Genomic DNA, 23163 nt, shown 5'->3' on the forward strand with positions numbered 1-23163 from the left:
GGCCGCGCCCAACCCGGCGCGCAACCCCAACACTGACGCATCGTCAGAAATAAATCGGATGTCTTGACAACCTGATGACAACCCGCCCCGTCTCTATGGCGAGTCGTTGGGCGTACGGGTGAGGCGCCGGGGTTTCCGGCGTCGCGGGACGACTCCTGTCCGATGGTCCAAGTGTCAGGAGTTCAGGTGGAGTTACGTGCGAGACCCTTACGTTCCGTCGTGGCGGCAGGGGCGGTTTCGACCGTCCTTCTGCTGGCCGGTGTCCCGGGCGGGACGGCTCAGGCCGCGCCCGCGGGTGACCCGGCCGACGGGCGTTCCGGGGCGGTGGCCGAGGGCGCGAGCGGCGCCGGCAAGGCCAAGAAGGTGAGGACGGTGACGCTGGTCACCGGCGACCGGGTCCGGGTGGACGGCGCCGGCCAGGTCACCGGGGTGGAGCGGGCCAAGGGCCGGGAGCGGGTTCCCTTCTCGGTCCGGGTGGTCGACGGACACACCCAAGTGGTGCCGGGCGACGCACAGTTGCTGCTCGCGCAGGGCAAGCTGGACACCCGGCTGTTCGACGTGACCCAGTTGCTGGCGGACGGCTACGACGACGCCGGCCGGTCCGACCTGCCGCTGATCGTCACGTTCCGGGGCAAGAAGGCGCCCTCGATGACCCCGTTCACCGGGGCCGGGGCGAAGATCGGCCGGGCGCTTCCGGTCGTCAACGGCAAGTCGATGCGTGCCGTGAAGAAGCGCGGCGCCGAGTTCTGGGACGCCGTGACCGCCACCGGCGGCAAGGGTGACGGAACGACGGAGTTCACCGAATCGACCGCCGTCGAGAAGGTGTGGCTGGACGGCAGGCGCAAGGCGAGCCTCGACAAGAGCGTCCCGCAGATCGGCGCGCCGACGGCCTGGGCCGCCGGTTACGACGGCACCGGCGTCAAGGTCGCCGTCCTGGACACCGGGATCGACACCACCCACGCCGACCTGGCGAGCCAGGTGATCGAGGAGCAGGACTTCTCCGGCTCCTCCGGCACCGGCGACAAGTTTGGCCACGGCACGCACGTGGCGTCCATCACGGCCGGTACGGGTGCTGGTTCTCCCGCGGGGTCCGGCGGCAAGTACAAGGGCGTCGCCCCGGGTGCGAAGCTCCTGAACGGCAAGGTCCTGGACGACACCGGCTTCGGCTCGGACTCCGGGATCATCGCGGGCATGGAGTGGGCGGTGGCGCAGGGCGCCGAGGTCGTCAACCTCAGCCTCGGCGGCACGGACACGCCCGGCATCGACCCGCTGGAGGAGACGGTCAACCGGCTCTCCGCCGAGAGCGACGCGCTCTTCGTCATCGCCGCCGGCAACGACGGGGAGTTCGGCGAGCGGACGGTCGGCTCGCCGGGCAGCGCCGAGGCGGCGCTCACCGTGGGCGCGGTCGACAAGGCCGACGGGCTCGCCGGCTTCTCCAGCCGTGGCCCGCTCGTCGGCGACGGCGGGGTCAAGCCCGACCTGACCGCACCCGGTGCCGCCATCACGGCGGCCGCTGCCGCCGGCAGCTTCCTGGAGGAGCAGTACCCCTCCGACGTACCCGGGTATCTCACCCTCGACGGCACCTCCATGGCGACCCCGCACGTCGCGGGCGCCGCCGCCATCCTGGCCCAGCAGCACCCGGACTGGACCGGCGAGCGCCTCAAGGCGGTCCTCACCGGCTCCGCGAAGCCGGGTGCGTACAGCTCCTTCCAGCAGGGCACCGGCCGTACCGACCTGGTCCGGGCGCTGGAGCAGAGCGTCGTCAGTGAGCAGCAGTCGATCGGCTTCGGCACCCAGCAGTGGCCGCACGGCGACGACACCCCGGTGACCAAGCAGGTGACGTACCGCAACCTCGGTACGGAGCCGGTCACCCTGGATCTGTCCGTCGACGCCTACTCGGTGGACGGCAAGCCCGCCGCCGAAGGCATGTTCGCCGTGTCGCCGGGGCAGCTGACCGTTCCGGCGGGCGGCGAGGCGAGCGCCTCCGTCACCGCCGACACCCGCGCCGGCAGCGCCGACGGCTCCTTCGGCGGCTCGGTGGCCGCCGTCTCGGCCGACGGCAAGCTCCAGGTGCGTACCGCTGTCGGGGTGGAGCGCGAGGTCGAGTCGTACGACCTGACGGTCAGGCACCTCGACGAGAACGGCGAGCCGGTCGGCGACGCCGCCACCCAACTCAGCGCCATCCACAGCGATTTCTACGCCGACCTCGCCGACGAGCAGGACGGCGAGCTCACCGTACGGGTGCCCAAGGGCGTCTACACCCTGAGCGGCGTGATCCATCCCTCGTACGACGCCGCCACGCACGCCGTGCTGGTGCAGCCGATGCTGAACGTGGACAAGGACACCACCGTCGCCGTCGACGCCCGGCAGGCGCGGCCGGTGGACATCACCGTGCCCGACGCGGCGGCGAAGAACACCGAGGCCACGGTCGTCTACACCTACGACCGGGGCGGTGAACTGAGCCCGGGCAACTTCCAGTTCCTGGTACCGACCTTCCAGGGCACGCGGTTCGGGCAGCTCGGACCCGACGAGTCCGCGGGCGACATGTCCGCCGTGTTCGCCGGCGACTGGACCCGCACGGACGACGCGGGCCGGCCGGTCGCCTACCACCTGGCCTGGAACCGCGCCGGCCGGCTGGACGGCTTCACCGCCGACATCCGGCAGGATCAGCTGGCCAAGGTCGACGTCCAGGTGGGCGTGCCCGTCGAGGGCAGGGGCGTCCAGTTCGAGGCGTCCGCGCACACACCGGACGGGGACCTGGTCCTCAGCTACGACGACCTGCGCGCCGACCTGCCGCTGAGCACCACGGAGTACGTCCTCGACAACGAGGTCAAGTGGTCCTTCCGCTCGTGGCAGATGTTCGGCGAGGGCCGCGACAGGGTCTCGGAGAGCTTCCTGATGCGGATGCCGAGGACCTGGCAGGCCGGACGGAACTACACCGAGCGGTTCAACGTCGGCGTCTTCGGCCCGACCATGCCCGCCGCGGGTGACCTCGGACCGGAGCGGGGACTCCCCGGAGTCGTGCGGTACGGGAACGTCATCAGGGCCTTCACACCGCTGTTCGGCGACGGCTCCGGCCACTGGGGCCTCAGCGACTACACCTCGGTGACGAGCTCGCTCCAGGCGGACGGCAAGGAGATACCCGACGACTACGGCTACTCGCCGATCGACCTCACCGAGTACACCGTCCCCGCCAAGGACAGCGCGTACAAACTGACCGTGGACGCCTCACGTGATCCCGCGGTGTTCCCGGTCAGCACCCGTGTCCGGACGGAGTGGACCTTCCGCTCCGCCACCACCCCCGAGGACGGCACGACCGCGCTCCCGCTGTCGGTCGTCCGCTTCTCCCCCGAACTGAGCCTGTCCAGCACGGCGAAGGCGGGCAAGCGGTTCGACGTCCCCTTCACCGTCGAGGGCGCGGCCACCGGGCAGCGTCCCGCCAGGCTCGCCTTCGAGGTCTCGTACGACGAGGGCACCACCTGGCAGCCCACCAAGGCCGTCGGCGGCACCCACCTCTCCCTGAAGCACCCGGCGAAGGCGGCCTCGGTCTCCCTCCGGGCCAAACTGACGGACCGCGCCGGCAACACCCTCCTCCAGACGATCGAGCGCGCCTACAACACCACCCAGTAACCCCGCAACCGTCTGGATCCCGCACCCGGCCCCGCCCGGGGCGGTGCCACCACCGCCCCGGGCGAGACTGTTCCGGCACATACATCTATCTGGTACATGGACTACGCTTGGTACATGTCCATGAAGCGCACCAATGTCTATGCCGACCCCGAGGACCTGGCCATCATCAAGGAGGCCGCCAGGCGTCGGGGGATAAGCGAGGCCGAGATCATCCGTCACGGGATTCACCTCGCGGCGATGGCGAACCGGGTCTGGGACGAGCCGCTGTTCTCGCGCACCTTCGAGGGATCGGGTCGTACGCCGTCCAAGGACGAGGTCCGTGACGCGGTCGCCGACGCGGTCCGACGCGAGACCGAGCCCGGAACCGCCGCGTGATCATCGTCATCGCCGACACGTCCGGCCTGATGGCGGCGCTGGACTCGGCCCACCCGGAACACGGCGCGGCCAATGAGGCGATCACGGCGGCCGGTCTCCTGGTCATGTCGCCGCTCCTGCTGGCGGAACTCGATCACGTGGCCACGCGTGAGCTCGGCAGGGAGGCCGCCCTCGGCGCGGTCGACGACCTGCGGCGCTGGATGAGCCGAGGCCGTGTCGTCATGCCTGAGATCACGGAGCACCATCTGGCAGCCGCCCAGTCGGTCCGCGCTCGCTACAACGCCCTGGACCTCGACCTGGCCGACGCCGTGAACGTGGCGTTGGCCGTCGACTACGACACCGACGCGATCCTCACCCTCGACCGGCGTGACTTCCGGGCCGTACGCCCTTTGAGCCGGCACAAGGCATTCCGGGTGCTCCCCGACGACCTGCCACTTTGACGGGAGCGGCCGGGCCGGGCCCATGCCGCCGGAGTGCCTGGGGCCGGTGAAGTGCTTGAGGCTGCGGCGACTGCGTCACGGAGGAACAGGACCAGCACTTCACGGCCCCCGTCTGGATCAGCGAGTTCGGCGTCGGCGGCCGTGAGGAGACGCGCGCCGAGCCGCGTGCCTGGTTCGAGAGCTTCGTGGACCAACTGATCCGTACCGACGCCGACTTCGCGTACTGGCCGCTCGTCGGCCGGCACGAGAACCGCCGGGGCAACGGCTGGGCCCTGCTGCACTGGGACTCGGCGGGCCATCGCATGGGCGTGAACGACGCCTGGCGGCTGCGCGCGAACTCCTCGAAGTCGAGCCCGACCTCGACCGCGCCGCCGGTGTCGGAGACGTCCTGTTCGTCCGGCGTCCGGATCACAGGCCCCCTCCGCCCGGCACCGCAGCGGCGCGCGGTGAGAAGACGGCCCGTTACGACACGACCCTGGTGGGCAGCCCCATCCGGAGCGCGACTACACCGCCTCCTGCCGGGGAGCCGTCCGCGCGGCACTTACCGCGTCCGTCGTGAATGCCGGTTCGTCCGTCGACGCAGGGTGAAGGCGCAGGCAAGCATCCCGAGGCCCCAGGCGATCAAGAGGGCACCCCACAGCGGCATGGTCACCTCGGGGATGAGAAGGCGGATCTCGACCCTCGAACGGTTCTCGAAGATGAAGACCAGAGCGATCGCGCTGATCAGCACGAACGGCGCGAGACGCCGGACACCGGGCCGTGAGAAGAACGGTGTATGCGCCTTGTGGTCTGTACCGGTCTCACCCATGGGGCCGCCTCTCCATCACGCACCCCTGCATCCAGCCTCCTCCCCCACGACGCACCCCGCCACCGAAGGGCCGTGCGGGGCGCCAACTCCTCGTGCCGAGCCGGATGCGGTACGTGTCGGCTGCGCTCGCGGCGCACCGCAGCACTCAGCACAGGCGTTCGGCCTGGTCGTACTCGGCGGCCTTGAAAGTGGGCCAGTACGTGATCTGAGGCCGGCTTCGCTCGATCATTGCCAGCAGCGACTCTCCGTGGAGGATGCGCACTCCGATCTCCGCCCCATCAAGGCCCGCAAGGTTGTCGACCACGTAGACGTAATAGTGCTCGGGGTTCGCCTTGGCGGCCGTCACCTGCCGATGCTCCAGCGGCAGCGGTTCACTACGCGCCGACCGGCTGAATGCCTTGACCTCGATCATGCGAGGCGAACTGTCGACGTCGTACGGGAGCCCCGAGGCACGGACATCCTTCGGGTCACGGCCGGCGGCCCGCTCCAGGGCCATCACATGCGCGATCGCAGCCAGCTCCGTCTCCTTGTTTCCCATGACACCGCCTGGTCGGTCGCCCCCATCGTGTCGGGAGGACGCTCCGCCTGGGAAGCTGCGGATATTGGCTGCTGGTTGCGGCACTGATCTGGTCTGGGCGAACGGCCGGGCGTCGACCGCGTCGGGCTCTGTTGCTTTCACCGTGGTTCCCCGCTGTTCCCGCTCGATCTGGTGCGGTTGTGGTGCGGGGTTGGCGGGCTAGATTTGACGGTCCCTTACCGCCTTGAGTGCCGGGTGCTGCGCGTGGTCAGGGCCTGACCGCGAACACCATGCCGATGTCGCCGGCCCGCTGCACCGAGTCCTGCTCGGTGCTGACTTTGAAGCCGTGTGTGAGGAGGACCTCGCAGACCGTGTCGCGGTTCCGCTGCCAGCCCTCCACCTCGACGACGGCCTGGCGGACCAGCGGCCAATGCCGTTCCTCGATACCTCTGAGCACCTCGAGCTCGGCGCCTTCCACATCGACCTTGAGCAGGTCGATGTGGTCGATGCCCTGCTCGTCGAGCACCGATGACAGGGGCCTGACCCTCACCCGGTGCGTCTCAAGCCGCCGCAGCACCCGCAGCTTGCGGCTGATGAGAAGAGTGAGGACGGGGGCGGGTACGCGGCGCAGGACCGGTCCCAGACCGCCCTGGCGGATCATTTCGACAACGCTGGCGGTGACCCGGCGCCGCTCATCCTCGATGTTCCCCTGATCCCGCGAGGAGGACGAGAAGATCGTGGCGGCCGGAATGTAGCTGAAATCGAGCTCGTCGTCACGGGACGCCAGGCCGTAAGGGAGCGCGGTCAGACGTCCGTTGAAGAACTCGCGAGCATTGCGTTCGAGTGTCGCGTGGAGTGGCGGCATCGGCTCGAAGGCGTAGATTCGCACGTCCCCGTCCAGCCGCTCATAGACGGCGGCCGAGAACACACCGATGTTGGCACCCACGTCGAGTACCGTCGCGCCCGGCGTGCACTCGATACCGTGGGTGAAGTAGCCGTCCACCTCCTCGCGGAGGAAGGACGCCTCCCAACGATTTATGCTGTGCAGTTCAATCGCCCTCATGGTCATGACAAGGTGATGTATCAGGGTTGGAGCCAACAATCCAGCCCGCACCCTGCGCCTCGGGCGTTCGTCAGGATCAGCGGGATCCGGACGACACACCGCCACGCGGCGCCCCCTGTGTTCTCGCGAGCGACCGCGCAACCGCGCAACCGTCCAGCCGGCCGGACAGTCCCCCGTGCCATCCGACCGGCCATCGGTTGTACGAGCGGGACGCTATCGGCCGGTGATCGGGCGGGTCTTGGACGAATTTGACCTCGTGGAGAGAGCGAGGGCGCCTTCCACCCGGCGGGCGGCCACCATCTGTCCGGGGGTGGTGCCGGCGATGGCGCGGAACTCGCGGTTGAGGTGGGCCTGGTCGTAGAAGCCGCAGGCCGTCGAGATCTCGGTGAGGCTCGCGGCTCCGCGGTTGAGCATCGCGACGGCGTGGCGGAAGCGCAGCACCCGGGCGGACGCCTTCGGTGCCAGCCCGATCTGCTGGGTGAACCGCCGGATCAAGTACCCCTGGCTCCACCCCACTTCCGCGGCGATCCGGGAGATGGGGATCGCCCCCGCGCTGCCGGAGAGGAGCTGCCAGGCATGGCGGACCTCGGGCGAGGGGTCCGGGCCGTCGCCGAGCCGCGTCAGCAACGCCGCGTCCAGCAGGTCGAACCTGGCCGCCCAGTCCGGGGTGGACGCCAGCCGCTCCACCAGCACCCGGGCCTCGGGCCCCAGAACGTCCCGGATCTCGATGGCCAGGTTCGTCAACTCGCTCATCGGCATGCCGAACAGCCGGTAGGCGCCCAGCGGTGTGAACTCGACCCGGATCGCCTCCTGGCCGCCGGGATGCACACAGATGGCGGGCCGGTCCTCCAGCCCCACCACCAGCGACCCGATGCTCCCGCTGTCCCCGTCCGGTACGCCCAACCGCCGGAGCTGGGAAAACGGCTCCGCGAGGCTGATCAACAGGGTCGCACGACCGCTCGGCACCAACCGTGCCTCGTACGGCGAGGTCATCGCTTCCCAGTAGCCAACGTAACTGCGCAGGAAGGGCCGCAACCCCGGATGCCAGGGCCGCGTGACCCGCCACAGACCACCGATCCGCGCGACATCGACCGCACCCGTACGCAGCGTGCCGCTCCGTGCACCTTGAAGCACCGAAGGCTCCCCTCACCCCGAGGGACCGCCCTGAGCAAACCCGCCTGGCAGCTCCGCAGTACCTCGTCCGCTGTCCGGTGTAGCAGCCGATCGTTCCGCGTGTTTCACAGTACCCATGTCGCCGCACCGAACTCACGCGCTACAAAGTGAAGCTGAGGTGTTGAGGTGTTGAGATGTCGGGACGTCGAGATGTTGGGACGTTGGGACGTCTGGATGCTGAGATATCGGACGGTGGCACGCGCTAGGCGTCGGGCAGCGACGCCGCCAGGTGTTCCCACGCCGCGTGCACGTCCTCCCCGACCATCCCGAACTGCGTGACGACCGCGACGCAGCGCCCGGCCTCGTCGTCGAGTTCGAGCGCCGAGGTCGGGCCGTGCGCCGCCGTGGAGCGGACGAGGTGGCAGGCCCGGACGCCCGTGAGGTCGATCTCCACCGAGCTGTCCCCGACCGCCGCGAACACCCGCCCGCCGACGGTCCGGTCGGTGACGTGCACACGGCCGCCGCACGCCTGCATGGCCGCCGGGGCGAACACCGCGACGCCGATCGGCAGTCCGACGGAGCAGACGTGGTCGAGGACGGCAGGTACGACGCCGACCTCGATCTCCCGGTGCTCGCCGCCGTAGCGGTGGAACGCCCCGCGCCGGGCGATCCCGCCGTCCGCGAGAACCGCGTCGAGCTGCGCGAGCTGGTCGCCGTTCTCCCACTCCGGTACGTATTCCGGTACGCGCTTCGGCACGTACTCCGGTACGTCGGGGGCCGCGGACGGTCCGGCGACCCGCGCTCTGGCGTGGACCGTGGGCGTGAGCCCGACCAGCAGCCGGTCCCCCTCGGAGAGCAGCCGGCCCTGGTGGACGGTCCGGCCCGCCGCGTCGAGCAGACGCAGGGCGACCGAGCCGGTGCCCTCGTCCCGCGCGACCACCGCCGCATCGACCCCGTCGGCGTCGATGCGCAACGCGATCGACTCCGGCCGCACGGCGAACGCCTCGCCTCGCAGGCTCGGGACCGCGTAGCTGCCGGCCTGGTCGATCCGGGCGACCGGCCCGCCGGTGACCGCCTGCACGTACTGGAAGAGCGTCAGGCACCGCGCCAGCTCCGGCATCCGCGCGTCGATCAGCCGTGCGGTGCCGTTCCGCCTGCCGCAGCAGCCCTCGAACGCGCACCCACTGTCGTGGTTCGCCATGCTCAGTACACGTCCCGTACGTAGCGCTTCGCCCGGCGCAGATCCGCGAGGTACTCCGCCGCGTCGTCGTCCCCGCGTCCGCGCTGCTCGGCGATGACGCCCAGCAGTGCCGCCTCGACGTCCTTCGCCATCCTGGAGGCGTCGCCGCAGACGTAGACGTGCGCGCCCTCCTCCAGCCACCCGTACAGCTCGCGCGACCGCTCCCGCATCCGTGTCTGCACGTACACCTTCTCGGCCTGGTCGCGCGAGAACGCGAGGTCCAGTTCGGTGAGCACGCCGTCCTTCCGCAGCCGGGTCAGCTCGTCCTCGTACACGAAGTCCGTCTCGCGGTGCCTGTCGCCGAAGAACAGCCAGTTGCGGCCGGTGGCGCCCCGCGCGGCGCGCTCGTGCAGGAAGCCGCGGAAGGGCGCGACGCCCGTGCCGGGGCCGATCATGACCATCGGGGCGTCGTCGTCCACCGGCACACCGAACGAGGCGTTCGGCTGCACGAACACCCTGACGGCCGCGTCCTCGCCGACCCGGTCCGCGAGGTACGTCGACGCGACGCCCTCGTACGCCCGGTTCCCGGTGCCGTACCGGACGGACGCGACGGTCAGGTGGATACGGTCCGCGTGGGCGAGCGGGCTCGACGAGATCGAGTACTGCCGTGCCTGCAACGGGCGCAGTAGTGGCAGGAGTTCGGCCAGGGCCGGTACGGCGGTCGGCCCGGCGTCCCGGACCAGGTCCAGGACGTCCCGGCCCCGGAGCCAGGAGTCGAGGTCGGAGCGGTCGCCGTGCGCGACGACCGCGGCCAGTTCGCCGGAGGGCGCGCGCTCCACGAGGTCGGCGATCAACTCCTTCGACGGCGTACGGATTTCGAGATCGGTGCGCAGCGACTCGGCCGCCTCCTCGTCGCCGCTCGCACCGAGGTGCTCCAGGAGCGCGCCGACCAGCGCGTCGTCATTGACCGGTACGACGGCGAGCGCGTCCCCGGCCTCGTATGTGATGCCGCTGTCCCCGAGGTCGAACTCGTAGTGGCGGATCTCCTTCGCGCTGCGCGGGGAGGACAGCAACCTGTTCACCACGAGCCGGGAACGGTACGGGGTGCGCCTGTTCCAGGGTGAGCGGGTGCGGGGGGCCACCGGGGATTCGCCGACCGACGCGGTGGCCATCGATGTCGCGCCCGTCTCCGCCACGAGCCTTTCCAGAACCGCCGCCGTCCACTCCGCCGCCGGCTCCTCGAAGTCGACGTCGCAGTCGACGCGTTCGTGCAGCCGCCCGGCCCCGAGCTGCTCCAGGCGGGTGTCGATGAGCTTCGCCGCCTGGCAGAAGTCGTCGTAGCCGCGGTCGCCGAGCCCGAGGACCGCGTACCGCAGACCTTCCAGCCTCGGGGCCGTGTCGGACTGGAGCGCCTCCCAGAACAGCCCCGCGTTGTCGGGCAGTTCGCCCTCGCCGTACGTCGAGATGACGACCAGCACATGGGACATCGCGGCGAGTCGCTCGGGTGTGACGGCGTCGAGCGCGGTGGCGGTGGAGCCGAGGCCGCGGGCGCGGGCCCCGGCGACCAGTTCGTCGGCGAGGAACTCCGCGTTGCCGGTCTGCGTGCCGAACAGCACGTCGACCGTGGCCGTGGGGGTGTCGCCCGCCCGGCCGTCCTCGCGGCGTCCGGCGGCCGCGACACCGGCGATGAACCCGGCGAGCCAGGCCTCCTGTTCGGCGGAGAACGGCGCGTCGGCCGGGATCAGGGACCCGGTCGGGGGCATCAGCGTCACGTGGTCACCGTCTCGGTCGGGGCCTGCGGGGCGCGGCGCGTGGCGATGTCGTCGAGGGCCGCCGTCGCGAGCAACTCGTCGAAGCGGGCGGCACGCACCCGGCCGGCGTTCTTCGTGGTCTGGTGGACGATCCAGCCGTACGTGCCGGGTGCGTCCACGCTGAGGTTGTTGCGCTGCTTCAGCGCGCGCTTGTAGTCGTCGAGGCGCTTGCTCGCGATGAGCGTGGCCAGCTCGTCGTCGTCGAACCGCTCCAGCGTGCCGCGCAGGTACTTCACCACCCGCTGCTTCACGAAGAAGTCCTCGGTGAGGACGAGGTTGCGGACGGCTTCGGCGACCCGGGGGTCGTCGGCGCCGGTCGCGCCCGGCACCCGTTGCAGCGCGAGGTCCTGTGCGACACCGAGCACCGTGTACGACGACAGCAGCGAGAACATGTCGTCGCTGCCCTGGTCGCCGAACGCCGGGGCACGGCCGCCCAGTACGGTACGGCGGTCGCGGTAGTCGACCTTGAACGCCCGCAGCTTGTCGGTGGCGATCGAGGTCGCCAGCTCGTCGAGCAACTCGCCGCGGGTCGCCGCGGCGAGGATCTCGCCGGCGTCCTGGTACAGCAGCAGCGCGCGGGGCATCCCGCAGTACACGTACTGCCGTTCGGCCTCCCAGTTCTCCAACAGCCGTTCCGCGAGCGGGGAGCCGGTGGCCTCCACATGCCAGGCCAGCAGCAGTCGTACGGCCTCCTCGTGGAAGGCGCCGTGGCCGGTGTCGGTCACCGGGAGCACGAGCAGCGAGTCGGCGCTCACCCGGCCGCCGAGCTCGCCCGACGGGTCGTACTGGTAGAGGAAACCGCCGCTCATGCCGTTGCCGAGGCCCTTGCCGAAGCCGCCGAGGTTGAGGACCGTACCGCCGGTCATGTACTCGCAGCCGAAGTCGCCGAGGCCCTCGACGACGGCCGTCGCGCCCGAGTTGCGCACGGCGAACCGGTCACCGGCCTCCCCCTGCACGAACGTCCGCCCGCCGGTCGCGCCGAACAGCGCGAAGTTCCCGACGAGCACGTTCCCGCCGCGCTCGGTGCTCCCGCCGCCCGGGGCGCGGACGACGATCCGGCCGCCGCTCTGGCTCTTGCCGACGCCGTCGTTGGCGGTGCCGGTGTGTTCGAGGGTGATGCCGTCGTTGCAGAACACGCCGTACGACTGACCGGCGGACCCGGCGGTACGGATCCGTACGGCGTCGTCGACGAGGCGGCGACGGCCGCGGTCGTCGGTGGTGACCGCGGGCCCGTCAACGGCGAGTTGGTGATTCTCGTGGTTGAGCAGCCGCTCCACGTCGATGGAGAGCTGCCCGCCGACCGACTTGTCGCTGTTGCCGAGGCGGATGCCGTCCACGAGCAGGGACGGCTCGCGCCGCTCGACGAGCGCCGCACGCACCCGATCGATGAGGGAGTCGTCCGTGCTGAAGTCCTTCTCCAGGTACTCCGGGTCCTCGACGGCCTTCTCGGGTACGCCCGCGAGCAGGCGCCGGACGTCGAGGCGCCCCACGCTCGCCGGGTGGTCGAGGAGTTGCAGCAGATCCGTACGCCCCCGGGCCTCGCGCAGCGACCGCAGGCCGAGCCGGGCGAGGATCTGCCGGACGTCGTGCGCGATGTTGAGGAGGTACTGGGCGAGTGCGCGCGGATCGCCCTCGAAGGCCTCGGAGTTGGTGGTGAGCCCGGCGGGACACTTCACGTTGCAGTTCTTCGCCATGACGCAGCCGAGCATCATGAGCGCGGTCGTACCGAACTCGAAGCTGTCGCCGCCGAGCAGCGCCGACGTGACGACATCGCCGCCCGTCTGGTGCGCGCCGGAACAGCGCAGGACGACCTTCTGCCGCAGCCCGTTCGCGACGAGCGCCTGGTGCACCTCGGCGACGCCGATCTCCGCCGAACGCCCTGCGTACTTGAGGCTGGTGACGGCCGCGGCGCCCGTACCGCCGGTGTTCCCGGCGACGTTGATGACATCCGCGCCCGCCTTGGCGACACCGACCGCGATGGTGCCGATGCCCTCCGAGGACACCAGCTTCACTATCACTCGTACCCGCGCGGCCTTGCAGTCGTGGATGAGCTGCGCGAGGTCCTCGATGGAGTACGTGTCGTGGTGCGGGGGAGGGGAGATGAGCTCGATGCCGGGGGTGCCGCCGCGCGCCGCCGCGATGTCGACCGTGACCTTCGGCGCGGGCAACTGACCGCCCTCGCCCGGCTTCGCGCCCTGCCCGATCTTGATCTCCAGCTCCTCCAGCATCGGGTCGGCGAGGTAGCCCGCCCAGATGCCGAAACGGCCGGACGCGAACTGCTTGATCCGGGAGCCGCGGATGGTGCCGTACCGGGTGTGGTGCTCGCCGCCCTCGCCGCTGTTCGACATCGCGCCGACCATGTTCGTACCGTGCGCGACGGCCTCGTGCGCGGTCGCCACGAGCGCGCCGTGGCTCATCGCGCCGGAGGCGAGCGCGCGGGTGATCTCGTGCGCGGGCTGTACGTCGGCGAGCCGGACGCTGTCGGGGGCGCCGCGGAGGAGGGCGAGGAGGCGGGCGGCGGTGCCGGTGGCGGTGACGAGGACGCCGTCCGCAGCCGCCTGGAGCGTCTCGACCTCGCCCGGGTGCGCGAGGGCGAGGCCGTCGGCGAGAGCGGTGTGGCGCTCGGCGTCACCGTCCAGGCTCAGCCGGACAGTCACTGTTCCAGGGGACCGGTCCACGACGGTCGTGACCACGCCCCGAACCGTGACGCTCGCGTTGCCGGTCGTGGAGAACCGGCCCAGCTCACGGGCGAAGTCCTCCGGGGTGCGCAGCCCGGTGACGTCCGCGGGCAGCGCGAGCACGTCACGCAGCGCGGCCGGTCGGCGCGACCGCTCCTCGTGCGTGGTCCGCAGGAAGGCGCGGTACCCGGGGGTGATCCGGAACGCGTCGATCTTGGCTTCGCTGAGGGCGTCGTACCCGGTGTTGCGGTACGCGGCGTCGGTGATGCCGAACGCGTCGTCGAGCTGGCCGAGCGTGAGCAGGCGCAGGGCATCCGAGTCACCTTGCCTGTCCTGCCGGCTTGGCCCGTCCTGCCCGTCTGTCCCGTTCTGCCGGCCTTGCCCGCCCTGTTCGTCTCGCTCTCCCCGCCCGCCCTGTCGGCCGAACTCCGGCCGCTCCTCGGTCATGTCGCCGAAGCCGCGTACGGCAGTGACGCCGAAGGAGTGCCCGGCCCCGTCCGACCGCTCCTTGAACAGTCCGAGCAGCGGAATCTGCTGCTCGGTCTCCACGGCTCGGGCCCGCTCGTGCCACTCGGTCGCGGCCTGAGCGATCCGCGCGAACCCGACCCCGCCGACCGGCGCATCCATGTGCGGGAAGGCCCGCGCGAACACGTCGTCGCGGGTGTCGAGGTAGTTCGGTTCGAAGAACGCGCCGCCGATGTAGCTCTCGGCGGTGCACAGCCCGACGCGGCCCATGGTCTTGGCGAGTGCCTTCTCGGCCGCCTTGCGGAACCTCGCCAACGCCCGGTCGGTCTCGGTGACTTCGCCCGCGGGGGCCGGAGCGCTCGGGTGCTTCTCCTCCGCCCGCAGCCGCGCGCTGAGGCTGTAGACGGCCGCGGCGCCGAAGCCGAGCGCGGTGGCGACATGATGCGACGACGGCAGCTGCCCGCTCTCCGCGACGATCGAGACGCGCAGCCGCAGCCCGGTCTCGATGAGCCGCTGGTTCACGGCCGCGACGGCGAGGATCACCGGCAGCGGCGCGCGCGTGGAGGAGATCCCCCGGTCGGTGAGGACCGCGATGCCGCCCCCTTCCGCGGCGAACCGTTCGACGTCGCCGCAGAGCCGCTCCAGCGCCGCCCGGAGCGCGTCGGCGTTCGCGGTCTCGTCCCCGCCCACCGGCTCGTAGAGCATGTCGAACCGTTCGAGCGGAACGATCCGCTGATCCCGCAGCCGCACCATGTCGAGGTGCCCGAGCACGGGCGAGGACACGACGAGCTGCCGACCGCCGACGCTCCCCGTGCCATCGGGCCTGGGCCCGAGCGCGACCCGCATGCTCATGCCGTCGGCCTCGCGGATGCTGTCCAGCGGCGGGTTCGTGACCTGGGCGAACCGCTGCGAGAAGTACTTCGCCATGCCGCCCTCGGTGTCGCTGAGCGCGTTGATGGCGTTGCCGTACCCCATCGCGGAGATCCGCTCCGACCCGTTGGCGAGCATCGGGTCGAGCATGAACCGGAAGCTCTCCTGGTTCAGCGCGTAGGCCACGTACCGGCCGGCGAGGGTCAGGTCGCCGTCGTAGCCGAGGGTGGTCGTGCCGCGGTAGTAGTCGGGGGCGGGCAGGTCGTCGAGGTTCACCCGGGCCGCATCGAGGAGTTCGGAGTACGGCCGACGCGCGGCGAGTGCGTCGAGCACCTCGCGCGTACGCATCCGCCGCCCGGTGCGGTGATCGACGACGAGCATGCCACCGGCCTCGATACGCCCCCGGTGCACGACCTCCTCATCGGGGAAGGCGACCTGCCCGGCCTCCGACGCCACCATGAGGTACTCGGCGGTCTCGACGGTACGGAGCGGACGCAGGCCGAGCCGGTCGAGGCGGGCGCCGATGACGTCCCCGTCGCTGAAGATGACGGCGGCGGGCCCGTCGTTCTTCTCCTCGTAGAGGGAGAAGTACTCCAGCATGTCCCGGACGCCGACGGGCAGGGTGCGGTCGTTCTCCCAGGCGGGCGGCATGAGCGACACGACGGCCTCGACGAGGTCGAGCCCGTCGTCGAACACCCGGCTCTGCAGGGTCTGGTCGAGCCGGCTGGAGTCGGACTGCCCTGGCGGCCGCACGATGCTCCGGGTCCGGGCACGCGCGAGGGCCTCGTCGCTGAGCCGGTTCTTCCGGTCGGTGTTCAGCTCGCCGTTGTGCGCCATGAGGCGGAACGGCTGCGCCATGGTCGGATGCGGCTCGGTGTTGGTGGAGAACCGGGTGTGGAAGTACAGCGACCGCACGGAGTGCCGCGGATCGACGAGGTCCCTGAAGTACCCGATGACCTCACCGGAGTTGAGCCGCCCCTTGAGCACCTGGGTCCGCGCGCTCAGCGACAGCGGGTACAGCCCGGCGTAGGTGTCGTCGGCGTAGGCGACGGCTTCGACGGCGAGCAGGGCGCGGTGGGCGGCGGTGTCGACGTCGGCACGCGCCCAGTGGCCGGGCGCCCGGAACACCCACTGCACGATGGGGAGTTGGTGCCGCTCGGCGGCGGGCCGGGCGACGCCGTGGTCCACGGGTACGTCCCGTACCAGCAGTACGTCGAAGCCCTGCTCGGCGATGCTGCGGCCGACGAGTTCGACGGCGGCGGCGCGGCGCCCGGCGTCGGTCGGCACGAAGCAGTTGGCGACGCCGAAGTGCCCGGCACTCAGCTCCTCGCCGGTGATCGCGCCGAAGAACTCCACCGACAGGTCGACGCTCACGCCCCCGCCGTCGCCGACACCCTCGGCGGATGTGCCGCCACGGTGCGGGATGGCGCGGAGCGCTTCGTCGCCCTTGCGGATGACGTCGTGGCTCGGCACCCCGTCGAGGCGGGTGATGAAGCCGACGCCGCAGGCGCTGTGTTCGCGGGCAGGGTCGTACAGACCGAAGGTGGGGCGCTTCAAGTGCGGGTCCTCTGAGCGGGTTCCGGCTGGGGGTGCCTCCCAGGCCCTTGATGCACTGGGGGAGGACGGCCAGGCTGCGTCGGTGAAGCGCTCGCCGCGGGCGGACCGGTGTGACGGCCGGTGCCCTGAGTGGTGCGAATGGGTACGGTAAGGCTTACCTAACTTCCACCGCAAGTGGGTGCCCTGCTCGGCCGCGGAGCGAGTCTCACCTGGGAGGCCGCGACACGCAGTGGTTTCGCGGTCGCGGGGTTCCACAGCACGACCTGGCCGTCGGCGACACCGAAGGCGACATACGGCTTCTCGGCCTTCAGGATCCCGCCCTTCTCGGTCAGTTTCTCCGCCGGCACGGTGGGGACGACGCACGTCCATTCGGGGCTGACGCCGAAGTACGGAGGAGGTTCGGTTCCCCGGACGACCGCCTGTTTCAGCCCTTCGGCGGCTGCCTTCGGTGAGTCCAGGGCTGCGGAGGCGGTCGTGGCCAGGGCCAGGACGACACCGAAGGCCGCCGTGGCCCCGGCGGTGATGCTGCGAGGGCGGATGAAGTGGAAGTAGCGCGTGATGCCCCAGCCGGCCGCGATGAACAGGACGGCTCCGAGGGACGGCCAGAGGAGTTTCACGGCGGCGGCCAGTTGCCAGATGCCGCTGACGCTCGTCTCCGCGGGAGCCAAGGAGAGCTCGTCCGCGTAGATGTCGTGCAGGAACCGGCTGGTGAGGGGAAGCGCCGCCACTGCCAGGGTGGCGATCAACGGCAGTACGCCGGCGATCAGCGCCTGCCACTTCCACCGGCGGCCGAGCAGCATCAGACCGGCCGAGTAGTAGACGACACCGGTCATCGCCACGGCCTGCGCGGTTGTGACTCCGGACTTCACTCCCGGTATGTCCAGGGTGAAGACCAGGGCCGGCGCGGTCATCGCGAGAACGGCCGACGCGGAGCGCAGCCGGGTGCGCGCCAGGGGCAGCGTGAGCGCTGTCCATCCGGCGACACCCGCGCAGGAGAGGGCCAGCGACCAACAGACCGCGACTCCCACCGGAGCCGCGTTCCGGGCCAGCACGAGGAAGAAGGCCGCGGCGAACAGCGGTCCCAGGATGAAGACCAAGGCCCGGTTGAGAGCGTCTTCTCCGTGCTGCACAGTGTCCGGGCGCCCGCGGCCGTCGAGCGGCCGCAGATCGACATCGTCACGCACTGTCGTCCCGCGAACCAGATGAACCAGATCAAGGACGGCGGCGGACCGGTCGCCGTGGACCCTCAGCCCGACGTCGAACAGTCCCGTCCGCACCGCCGAGCGGTAGAGGGCCCTGCGCAGCCACCAGACGGGCTTCGACCAACCGGGCGTGTGCGGCGGCGCGGTGGCCCATACCCGGGCCTCCGTCGAATGCGACTGCCACTCGGGCTGTATCGCGCGGTCGGATTCCTCGCGCAGGAGCATACGGTCGTAGACGATGGCCTGCGTCGCCCGGCGTACGGCGGCCAGCTGCCAGGAAGCCTCTCGGTCCGCACGCCAGGGTGAACCGGTGACGGGCACGTCGACCCAGAGAAAGCGGGAGTTCGCCGAATCGGAGCGGAAGGCCCGCCGGGCCGCTCGCCGTTCCTTCGGTGAGGGTGTCCGGCAGGGCCACGCCACCTCGCGGAAGTGCTGCTCGACCCGCTCCCATTTGGCCGGACCTCCCTGAATCTCGACCAAGGTGACCACGATGCAGTCGGGACTCCTCGGAGCCATCAACAACCTTTCTACTGGGCGACGTTGAGGGAAGCCCCGTTCGTGCCGTCCAAGGTCTCCCGGGAGGGCGCGAGGTCGGGTTCGGGAATACGCCAGACGATGCGGACCTGCTCGTCGAGGGGGAGTGAGGGGCCGCCGACGTGGACACGGTCGATCAGATAGAGGATGGCCAGCCGGAATGCCTCCGGGGTGATGTCGTCCACCGTCTTCACCGTCGCCCGGCTCAGTGCGTTCACCTGGCGGACGACGCGGTGGTCGATTTCGAGAGGGCCGAGTTCGGCGACGATCTCCGGTTCGAGCCCGCCGTCCTCACGCATGGCGAGGATCGAGCGCTGCATCAGGTCGGGCTCGGCTTCCGTCCGGTCGAGGATGCGGGCGAGTACGTATCCATGGAGTAGGTCCGCTTCGATGCTGGCGTGCTCCTCGGGCTCCTCGCCCGTGCAACTCGGGCATCCCGCGCACTCGGTGGGGTCGATGAGATCGTCCTCCGGCCCTGCGTCGGCCTCACGGGTGGAGAGGAAGCACGAGGTCACCCACATGATCTCGGCCGGGCTCAGCTCCAGGTCCTCGGCAGTGGCCAGGTCCGGGTCGAGACCGTCCTGCAGGCTCTCCGGGATCTGAACCTCGGAGCTCATGAAGGACCCCAGACTGACGTGGAAGGGATCCCAGCCGTGGGCGCTGAGCAGCAGGGTCGCCATCGCGTCTCCTGGGCGCTTCCAGAAGATGAGGTCCTCGTCGTAGCCGTTGACGAAGTGCAGCACGTGGTCCGCCGGATCGAAGTCGACTCCGGATATCTCGCCCAGGTGAGTGAGGACTGCCTGTCGGCCTCGGTAGCGTCCGACATAGCGGCGGGCATGGGCGACGAAGGGCGCCATGGTCGCGTCGTTCAGCACCGCGTTGGGGCTGACGCCGATGTGGCGGGGCGGATTCAGGGGGCCGGACCGGCGGAGTTGTCGGGTGGCGTTCGCCCAATGCAGTCTCCTGGTGTCCGGATCGAAGACCACGCAGTAGACGGGGATGTTCCCGTCCGCCCAGGTGTCGCCGTGCTGGTCGACAGGCACCGCGTAGCCGTTGCCGCGACGGAACGAGACTCCACCTTTGACCTGGACCTTGATGATATCGCTCGTCACGTAGCCGTTGTCCGTGAAGGTGACGAAGAAATCCTCACCGAAGTCGTTCTGCCCGGATATCTCTTCGACGATGTGGTCGTGCTCTTCGAGCAGGGTGCGCACCGCGTTCACGGCGGCCTGTCCCACGCGCCGCCCCTTCGGGATCTTCGGCATGCCGCCCTCTCAGGATGCTCTTCGCCCGCCCCGGGCCGATTCCGGGACGATGTGGTGCTCCATCACCCTGCACCACGCCACTGACATCGGCCCTTGGAGGCGGTCATCGTGCGGGAGTTGAGACAGCGGCGCCGGACGCGGCGGTCGTCAGGGCCGTACCGGCTCGCCCGGCGTCGCGCGCAGGTGTGCCATGCCGGTGTCGAGCGCTGCCTTGAGGTGGGTCGAGTCGCCTGTGGACATCATGATGGTCACGCCTCCCTGGATGCCGGCCAGCAGGGCCGCGGCCGTGCGGTCCGCGTCGAGGGCCGGTGAGACCAGGCCCTTCGTCTGGAGGGCGCGGATGCCGCGGGCGAGCTGCTGCTGCCACTGGCGCATGAGCTCGGTCACGATCGCCCGTGCTCCGGGGCGGGATCGTCCGACCTGCAGGAACAGTGCTCCCAAGGGGCAGTGGTCGCCCTGGAGTTCATAGCGTTCCACCACCAACTCCCGCCACTGCTGCCAGGACTCCCACGAGTCTAGGCGTCCCAGGTGTGGCTGCTGGTCCTCCAGTACGCGGTCCGCCTCGAACCGGGCCACCGCCAGCAGCAGTTCGTCCTTGCCGTCGGGGAAGTAGTGGAACAGCTGGCTCTTGCTCGTGCCGGTGCGGCCGCGGATGTCGTCGAGCGTGGCGAAGGCGACACCTTGCTCACGCAGCACCTCGGCCGCCCCCTCGACGATGCGGGCCCGTGTGGCGCGGCCCTTCGCGGTCGGCGCGGCGGCGTCGGCACGCCGGACGCCGTCGCGCACGCCGCGGTCTGGCTGGCCGGCGACGAAGCGGCCTTCGTGCACGGAACCGTGGTCGACGTCGACGGAGGCAGGACGGGCGTCGCCGTCATCGCGGCGTAGGAGAGCGCGCGGCCGGAGCCTCCCCGCGCCCGCCGGTGCGCCACCGTGAGACGTCAGCGCACCGGGAAGCCGAAGGAGTGGCCCTGCTCCTTGAGCCGGGGGAGGATCCGGCGCAGGGCCTCGACGGTCTGGGAGCGGTCGCCTCCCGCGTCGTGGAAGAGGAGCGTCGGCCCGTTCGGCACCTCCCGCTCGACGGTGGCGACGATGGCGTCCGTGCCCGGCCGCTCGAAGTCCTTGCTGTCCACGTTCCAGCCCAGGGGGCGCATGCCGCGGGAGGCGGCGAGCTTGCGGCTGTACGGGGTGAACGCCCCGCCGGGCGCCCGGTAGTACATCGGGCGTACGCCCCCGGAAGCCTCGGTGATCATGCGTTCGGCGTCGAGGATCTGCTTCGACTGGTAGGCCCGGGAGTTCTTGTCCATGGTGGTGTCGTGCGACACCGAGTGGTCGCACAGCCGGTGCCCGGCGGCGACCACCTTCTTCACGAGGTCCGGGTGGGCCTGCGCCTGCGTCCCCACCATGCAGAACGTGGCCTTCACCCCGTACTCCCGCAGTACGTCGAGCATTTGAGGGGTCCACACGGGGTCGGGCCCGTCGTCGATGGTGATGTTGACGCCGCGCGCCCCCTTGTCCGAGGCGTGCGCGATGGTCACCGCGACCGGCTTGACGGCACCGCCCGGCCCGGCCGACGCGGCCCCCTTCGGCGAGGAGCCGCCCACGGCACCGGCCTGCGCGGACCACGCCGAGGCACCCCCGGCGGCCAACGCCACCCCGAGCGCCGCGCCGAGCACCTTGCCGTACCACCCTCGCCCGCCGCCGTGCCGTGCCATGTCCGCCCCGCTTTCACGCAGTTCCTCGCCGGTTCCCTGGTCGACGTCGACGCGCGACCACCAGGGAGGACGGCGAACCGCGGCCACCGGATGCGCCCGTTACCGATCAAGGACAATCCCGGAGTGGTTCCCGGACAACCGAGCCACGGCGGGCGAGATTGAGCCGCTGGGGCCTGTCTGGCCCTGTCCCGCCGGCGGAACCGTTTCAGCGGGTGCCCGTGTCCTCCTCCGAGGGAGGTGGTTCCACGTCGCGGAGCCACCTGTGAAGGGGGCTGGTTATGTGGGAGGCACGTGAGGGGCCACGATTAGGCGTTCGGGCTGTCGCAGGGGTCATCGGCCTGGCGATGGTGTACGTGATCGGGGTGTTCGCCTTCGGCGGCGCGGGATGGATCACCGCCCCGTTCCGCGGTGAGGCGGACGAGCGCGACAACACTGTCCGCTCGGGCGAGTTCCGGCAGACCACGTACCAGGAGCTCTTCGATCTGTGCGAGGCCGTGCAGAACGCCGAAGGAACGATCCAGGTGCTCAAGCAGGAGCGGAAGGCCGCTTCGGAGACCCGCAGGACGCGGATCGACCAGTCGGTCACCGCGCTGAAGGCCACGCGGGTCGAGTCGGTCGACGACTACAACGCGAAGGCCGCCCAGGAGAACCGCGCGCCCTTCCGTGACAAGGACCTGCCGTACCAGCTGAATGTCGAAGCCGAGCGCACGACGTGCACCAACTGATCCCCGTCTCGTCCAAGGGAAGAGGGCAGCACCGCATGAAGAAGTTCGTACGCACGGCCCTGGCCCCCGTCGTCGCGCTCGTCGTGGGCCTCGCCCTGACGTCCTGCACCGACTCCAGCCAGGACAAGGAGAACAAGGCCAAGCAGAAGGGCTACGACCACCTGGTGGCCCAGCAGCCGGCGGGCCGCATGGAGTACTCGCCGACCCGCGAAGCGATCAACCAGTGGGTCAAGACGTGGGGGAAGCGCGGCAAGCTCTCGTACGTCTACATCCAGAACGCCAAAGGCGAGTACGGGTACTTCGTCATGAAGGGCCTGCCGGTGCCGCGCTGCAAGATGCTCACCCCGACGGAGAAGGTGGAGCACTCCGACAGCGGCGTCGCGGTTCTCGCGCAGCCCGGCATGGACGGTACGTACACGACGGGGTCCACCTGCAACGCGTACTACGGTTTCGACGCCACGACGGGCGCGTACATGGAGTTCACGGTCGGCACGAACCAGTCGTTCTTCCTGTTCGACAAGCCCATGACGATGCCGGAGTACGCCAGCGCCAAGCAGCTGGGGCCGACCTCGGTGAAGGACGTAAAGAAGTAACCCCGGGCGATCGGGGGCCGGTTGGAAGAACTCCGGCCCCCGTGTCCCGTCCAGCGGAAGCTGCTGCTCCTGCTGCCCGGACCACCGCTCAGCCGCAGCGCGCTCTTCTGCTGCCAATCGCTCCACGAGAGGTTCCACGCGCCGAAGCCGTTGCCGGGCGCGACCACGCCCTTGGTGTCCTTGCCGGTGATCTCGAACGGGTCGCCGGGCCGCACCTGCCCGTAGAACCAGGCCGCGTTCGCGTCGCTCATCCCTATGCATCCGGAACTCTGGTTGGAGTTGCCGAAGTGGCGGGCGTTCCACGGCGCGGCGTGCGCGTACATGCCCGACCAGGTCAGCCGCATCGAGTGCTCGACCATCTTGTCGTAGGCGTCGCCCAGACCCACCGGCTCGGAGTTCATGTTGATCGTGCCCTCCTTGGCCATGAGCACGGCCGTTCCGTGCCAGGAACGCTTGCCACCGCCGGGCGTGCCGCCGGACACCGGTATGCGCCGGACCGTCCTGCCGTCGCGCACGAGGACGAGTTGGTGGCGGTCGAGGTCGACCTTGGCGATCTGCCGGGCGCCGATGGTGAAGCTGGTCGTGTAGTCGCGTACGAACCAGCCGCCGGCCGCGCTGACCTACC

At 70.4% G+C, this 23163-nt stretch carries 16 protein-coding genes and 3 pseudogenes; 7 read left to right on the top strand and 12 right to left on the bottom strand.

Going from position 1 to position 23163, the window contains the following annotated elements; genetic code table 11:
* Positions 1 to 219 precede the first annotated feature (219 nt).
* From ACZ5VQ_RS12925 to ACZ5VQ_RS12940, 4 genes and pseudogenes are all read left to right on the top strand, one after another.
* Positions 220 to 3630 carry a S8 family serine peptidase gene (locus ACZ5VQ_RS12925; protein WP_469104904.1) on the top strand — a complete coding sequence of 1137 codons (3411 nt, stop codon included), beginning with the start codon at positions 220 to 222 and terminating at the stop codon, positions 3628 to 3630.
* 114 nt (positions 3631 to 3744) lie between these two features.
* Complete coding sequence (locus ACZ5VQ_RS12930) at positions 3745 to 4005, top strand: ribbon-helix-helix domain-containing protein (protein ID WP_469104905.1); 261 nt, start codon at positions 3745 to 3747, stop codon at positions 4003 to 4005.
* Positions 4002 to 4445: a PIN domain-containing protein gene (locus ACZ5VQ_RS12935; RefSeq protein ID WP_469104906.1), complete on the top strand. Its 444-nt coding sequence runs from the start codon at positions 4002 to 4004 to the stop codon at positions 4443 to 4445. Before ACZ5VQ_RS12930 ends, ACZ5VQ_RS12935 begins: the two co-directional genes overlap by 4 nt.
* 74 nt (positions 4446 to 4519) lie before the next feature.
* Positions 4520 to 4780 (top strand): annotated as a pseudogene (locus ACZ5VQ_RS12940) (glycoside hydrolase); the annotation flags it as partial.
* A 206-nt stretch (positions 4781 to 4986) separates the two neighbouring features.
* Here ACZ5VQ_RS12940 and ACZ5VQ_RS12945 read toward each other — a convergent pair.
* The 10 genes from ACZ5VQ_RS12945 to ACZ5VQ_RS12990 form a co-directional block, all read right to left on the bottom strand.
* Complete coding sequence (locus tag ACZ5VQ_RS12945; protein ID WP_469104907.1) at positions 4987 to 5253, bottom strand: hypothetical protein; 267 nt, start codon at positions 5251 to 5253, stop codon at positions 4987 to 4989.
* A gap of 145 nt (positions 5254 to 5398) precedes the next feature.
* A complete protein-coding gene (locus ACZ5VQ_RS12950) occupies positions 5399 to 5791 on the bottom strand; it encodes a protein NO VEIN domain-containing protein (protein ID WP_469104908.1) in 393 nt (130 codons plus the stop codon).
* Between the two features lie 247 nt (positions 5792 to 6038).
* Positions 6039 to 6884 carry an FkbM family methyltransferase gene (locus tag ACZ5VQ_RS12955; protein ID WP_469104909.1) on the bottom strand — a complete coding sequence of 282 codons (846 nt, stop codon included), beginning with the start codon at positions 6882 to 6884 and terminating at the stop codon, positions 6039 to 6041.
* Positions 6885 to 7046: 162 nt separating this feature from the next.
* Entirely contained in the window at positions 7047 to 7967 is a 921-nt protein-coding gene (locus ACZ5VQ_RS12960) for a helix-turn-helix domain-containing protein (protein WP_469104910.1), read from the bottom strand.
* Positions 7968 to 8208: 241 nt separating this feature from the next.
* Complete coding sequence (locus tag ACZ5VQ_RS12965; protein WP_469104911.1) at positions 8209 to 9147, bottom strand: hypothetical protein; 939 nt, start codon at positions 9145 to 9147, stop codon at positions 8209 to 8211.
* Positions 9148 to 9149: 2 nt separating this feature from the next.
* The gene (locus tag ACZ5VQ_RS12970; RefSeq protein ID WP_469105024.1) at positions 9150 to 10889 is read right to left on the bottom strand and encodes a diflavin oxidoreductase; all 1740 of its coding nucleotides are present in this window, start codon (positions 10887 to 10889) and stop codon (positions 9150 to 9152) included.
* Between the two features lie 5 nt (positions 10890 to 10894).
* Complete coding sequence (locus tag ACZ5VQ_RS12975) at positions 10895 to 16507, bottom strand: glutamate synthase-related protein (RefSeq protein WP_469104912.1); 5613 nt, start codon at positions 16505 to 16507, stop codon at positions 10895 to 10897.
* A 158-nt stretch (positions 16508 to 16665) separates the two neighbouring features.
* A complete protein-coding gene (locus ACZ5VQ_RS12980) occupies positions 16666 to 18189 on the bottom strand; it encodes a hypothetical protein (protein WP_469104913.1) in 1524 nt (507 codons plus the stop codon).
* A gap of 47 nt (positions 18190 to 18236) precedes the next feature.
* Positions 18237 to 19508, bottom strand: a complete 1272-nt coding sequence (locus tag ACZ5VQ_RS12985) for a DUF4365 domain-containing protein (protein WP_469104914.1) — start codon at positions 19506 to 19508, stop codon at positions 18237 to 18239.
* 147 nt (positions 19509 to 19655) lie between these two features.
* The gene (locus tag ACZ5VQ_RS12990; RefSeq protein WP_469104915.1) at positions 19656 to 20294 is read right to left on the bottom strand and encodes a TetR/AcrR family transcriptional regulator; all 639 of its coding nucleotides are present in this window, start codon (positions 20292 to 20294) and stop codon (positions 19656 to 19658) included.
* Between ACZ5VQ_RS12990 and ACZ5VQ_RS12995 the strand changes: the two are divergent.
* Positions 20262 to 20393: pseudogene (locus tag ACZ5VQ_RS12995) on the top strand (SDR family oxidoreductase); the annotation flags it as partial. The gene ACZ5VQ_RS12990 and the pseudogene ACZ5VQ_RS12995 overlap by 33 nt on opposite strands.
* A 53-nt stretch (positions 20394 to 20446) precedes the next feature.
* Here ACZ5VQ_RS12995 and ACZ5VQ_RS13000 read toward each other — a convergent pair.
* Positions 20447 to 21220 (bottom strand): polysaccharide deacetylase family protein, encoded by a 774-nt coding sequence (locus ACZ5VQ_RS13000; protein ID WP_469105025.1) that lies wholly within the window; start codon positions 21218 to 21220, stop codon positions 20447 to 20449.
* Between the two features lie 344 nt (positions 21221 to 21564).
* On the opposite strand from ACZ5VQ_RS13000, the gene ACZ5VQ_RS13005 reads away from it, so the two are divergent.
* Positions 21565 to 21945 (top strand): hypothetical protein, encoded by a 381-nt coding sequence (locus ACZ5VQ_RS13005; protein WP_469104916.1) that lies wholly within the window; start codon positions 21565 to 21567, stop codon positions 21943 to 21945.
* Between the two features lie 35 nt (positions 21946 to 21980).
* Positions 21981 to 22538 (top strand): hypothetical protein, encoded by a 558-nt coding sequence (locus ACZ5VQ_RS13010; protein WP_362071692.1) that lies wholly within the window; start codon positions 21981 to 21983, stop codon positions 22536 to 22538.
* Between the two features lie 92 nt (positions 22539 to 22630).
* Here the strand turns inward: ACZ5VQ_RS13010 and ACZ5VQ_RS13015 are convergent.
* Positions 22631 to 23152, bottom strand: a pseudogene (locus ACZ5VQ_RS13015) (L,D-transpeptidase); the annotation flags it as partial.
* Positions 23153 to 23163 lie beyond the last annotated feature (11 nt).

It is taken from the genome of Streptomyces sp. NPDC033178, assembly GCF_055577685.1.

Excerpts from the sequence above, each read along its gene's own strand:
- ACZ5VQ_RS12930 (WP_469104905.1), top strand. The coding sequence starts at position 3,745 with ATGTCCATGAAGCGCACCAATGTCTATGCCGACCCCGAGGACCTGGCC.
- ACZ5VQ_RS12945 (WP_469104907.1), bottom strand. The coding sequence starts at position 5,253 with ATGGGTGAGACCGGTACAGACCACAAGGCGCATACACCGTTCTTCTCA.
- ACZ5VQ_RS12950 (WP_469104908.1), bottom strand. The coding sequence starts at position 5,791 with ATGGGAAACAAGGAGACGGAGCTGGCTGCGATCGCGCATGTGATGGCC.
- ACZ5VQ_RS12965 (WP_469104911.1), bottom strand. The coding sequence starts at position 9,147 with ATGGCGAACCACGACAGTGGGTGCGCGTTCGAGGGCTGCTGCGGCAGG.
- ACZ5VQ_RS12970 (WP_469105024.1), bottom strand. The coding sequence starts at position 10,889 with ATGCCCCCGACCGGGTCCCTGATCCCGGCCGACGCGCCGTTCTCCGCC.
- ACZ5VQ_RS12985 (WP_469104914.1), bottom strand. The coding sequence starts at position 19,508 with ATGCCGAAGATCCCGAAGGGGCGGCGCGTGGGACAGGCCGCCGTGAAC.
- ACZ5VQ_RS13000 (WP_469105025.1), bottom strand. The coding sequence starts at position 21,220 with ATGGCACGGCACGGCGGCGGGCGAGGGTGGTACGGCAAGGTGCTCGGC.
- ACZ5VQ_RS13005 (WP_469104916.1), top strand. The coding sequence starts at position 21,565 with ATGGTGTACGTGATCGGGGTGTTCGCCTTCGGCGGCGCGGGATGGATC.
- ACZ5VQ_RS13010 (WP_362071692.1), top strand. The coding sequence starts at position 21,981 with ATGAAGAAGTTCGTACGCACGGCCCTGGCCCCCGTCGTCGCGCTCGTC.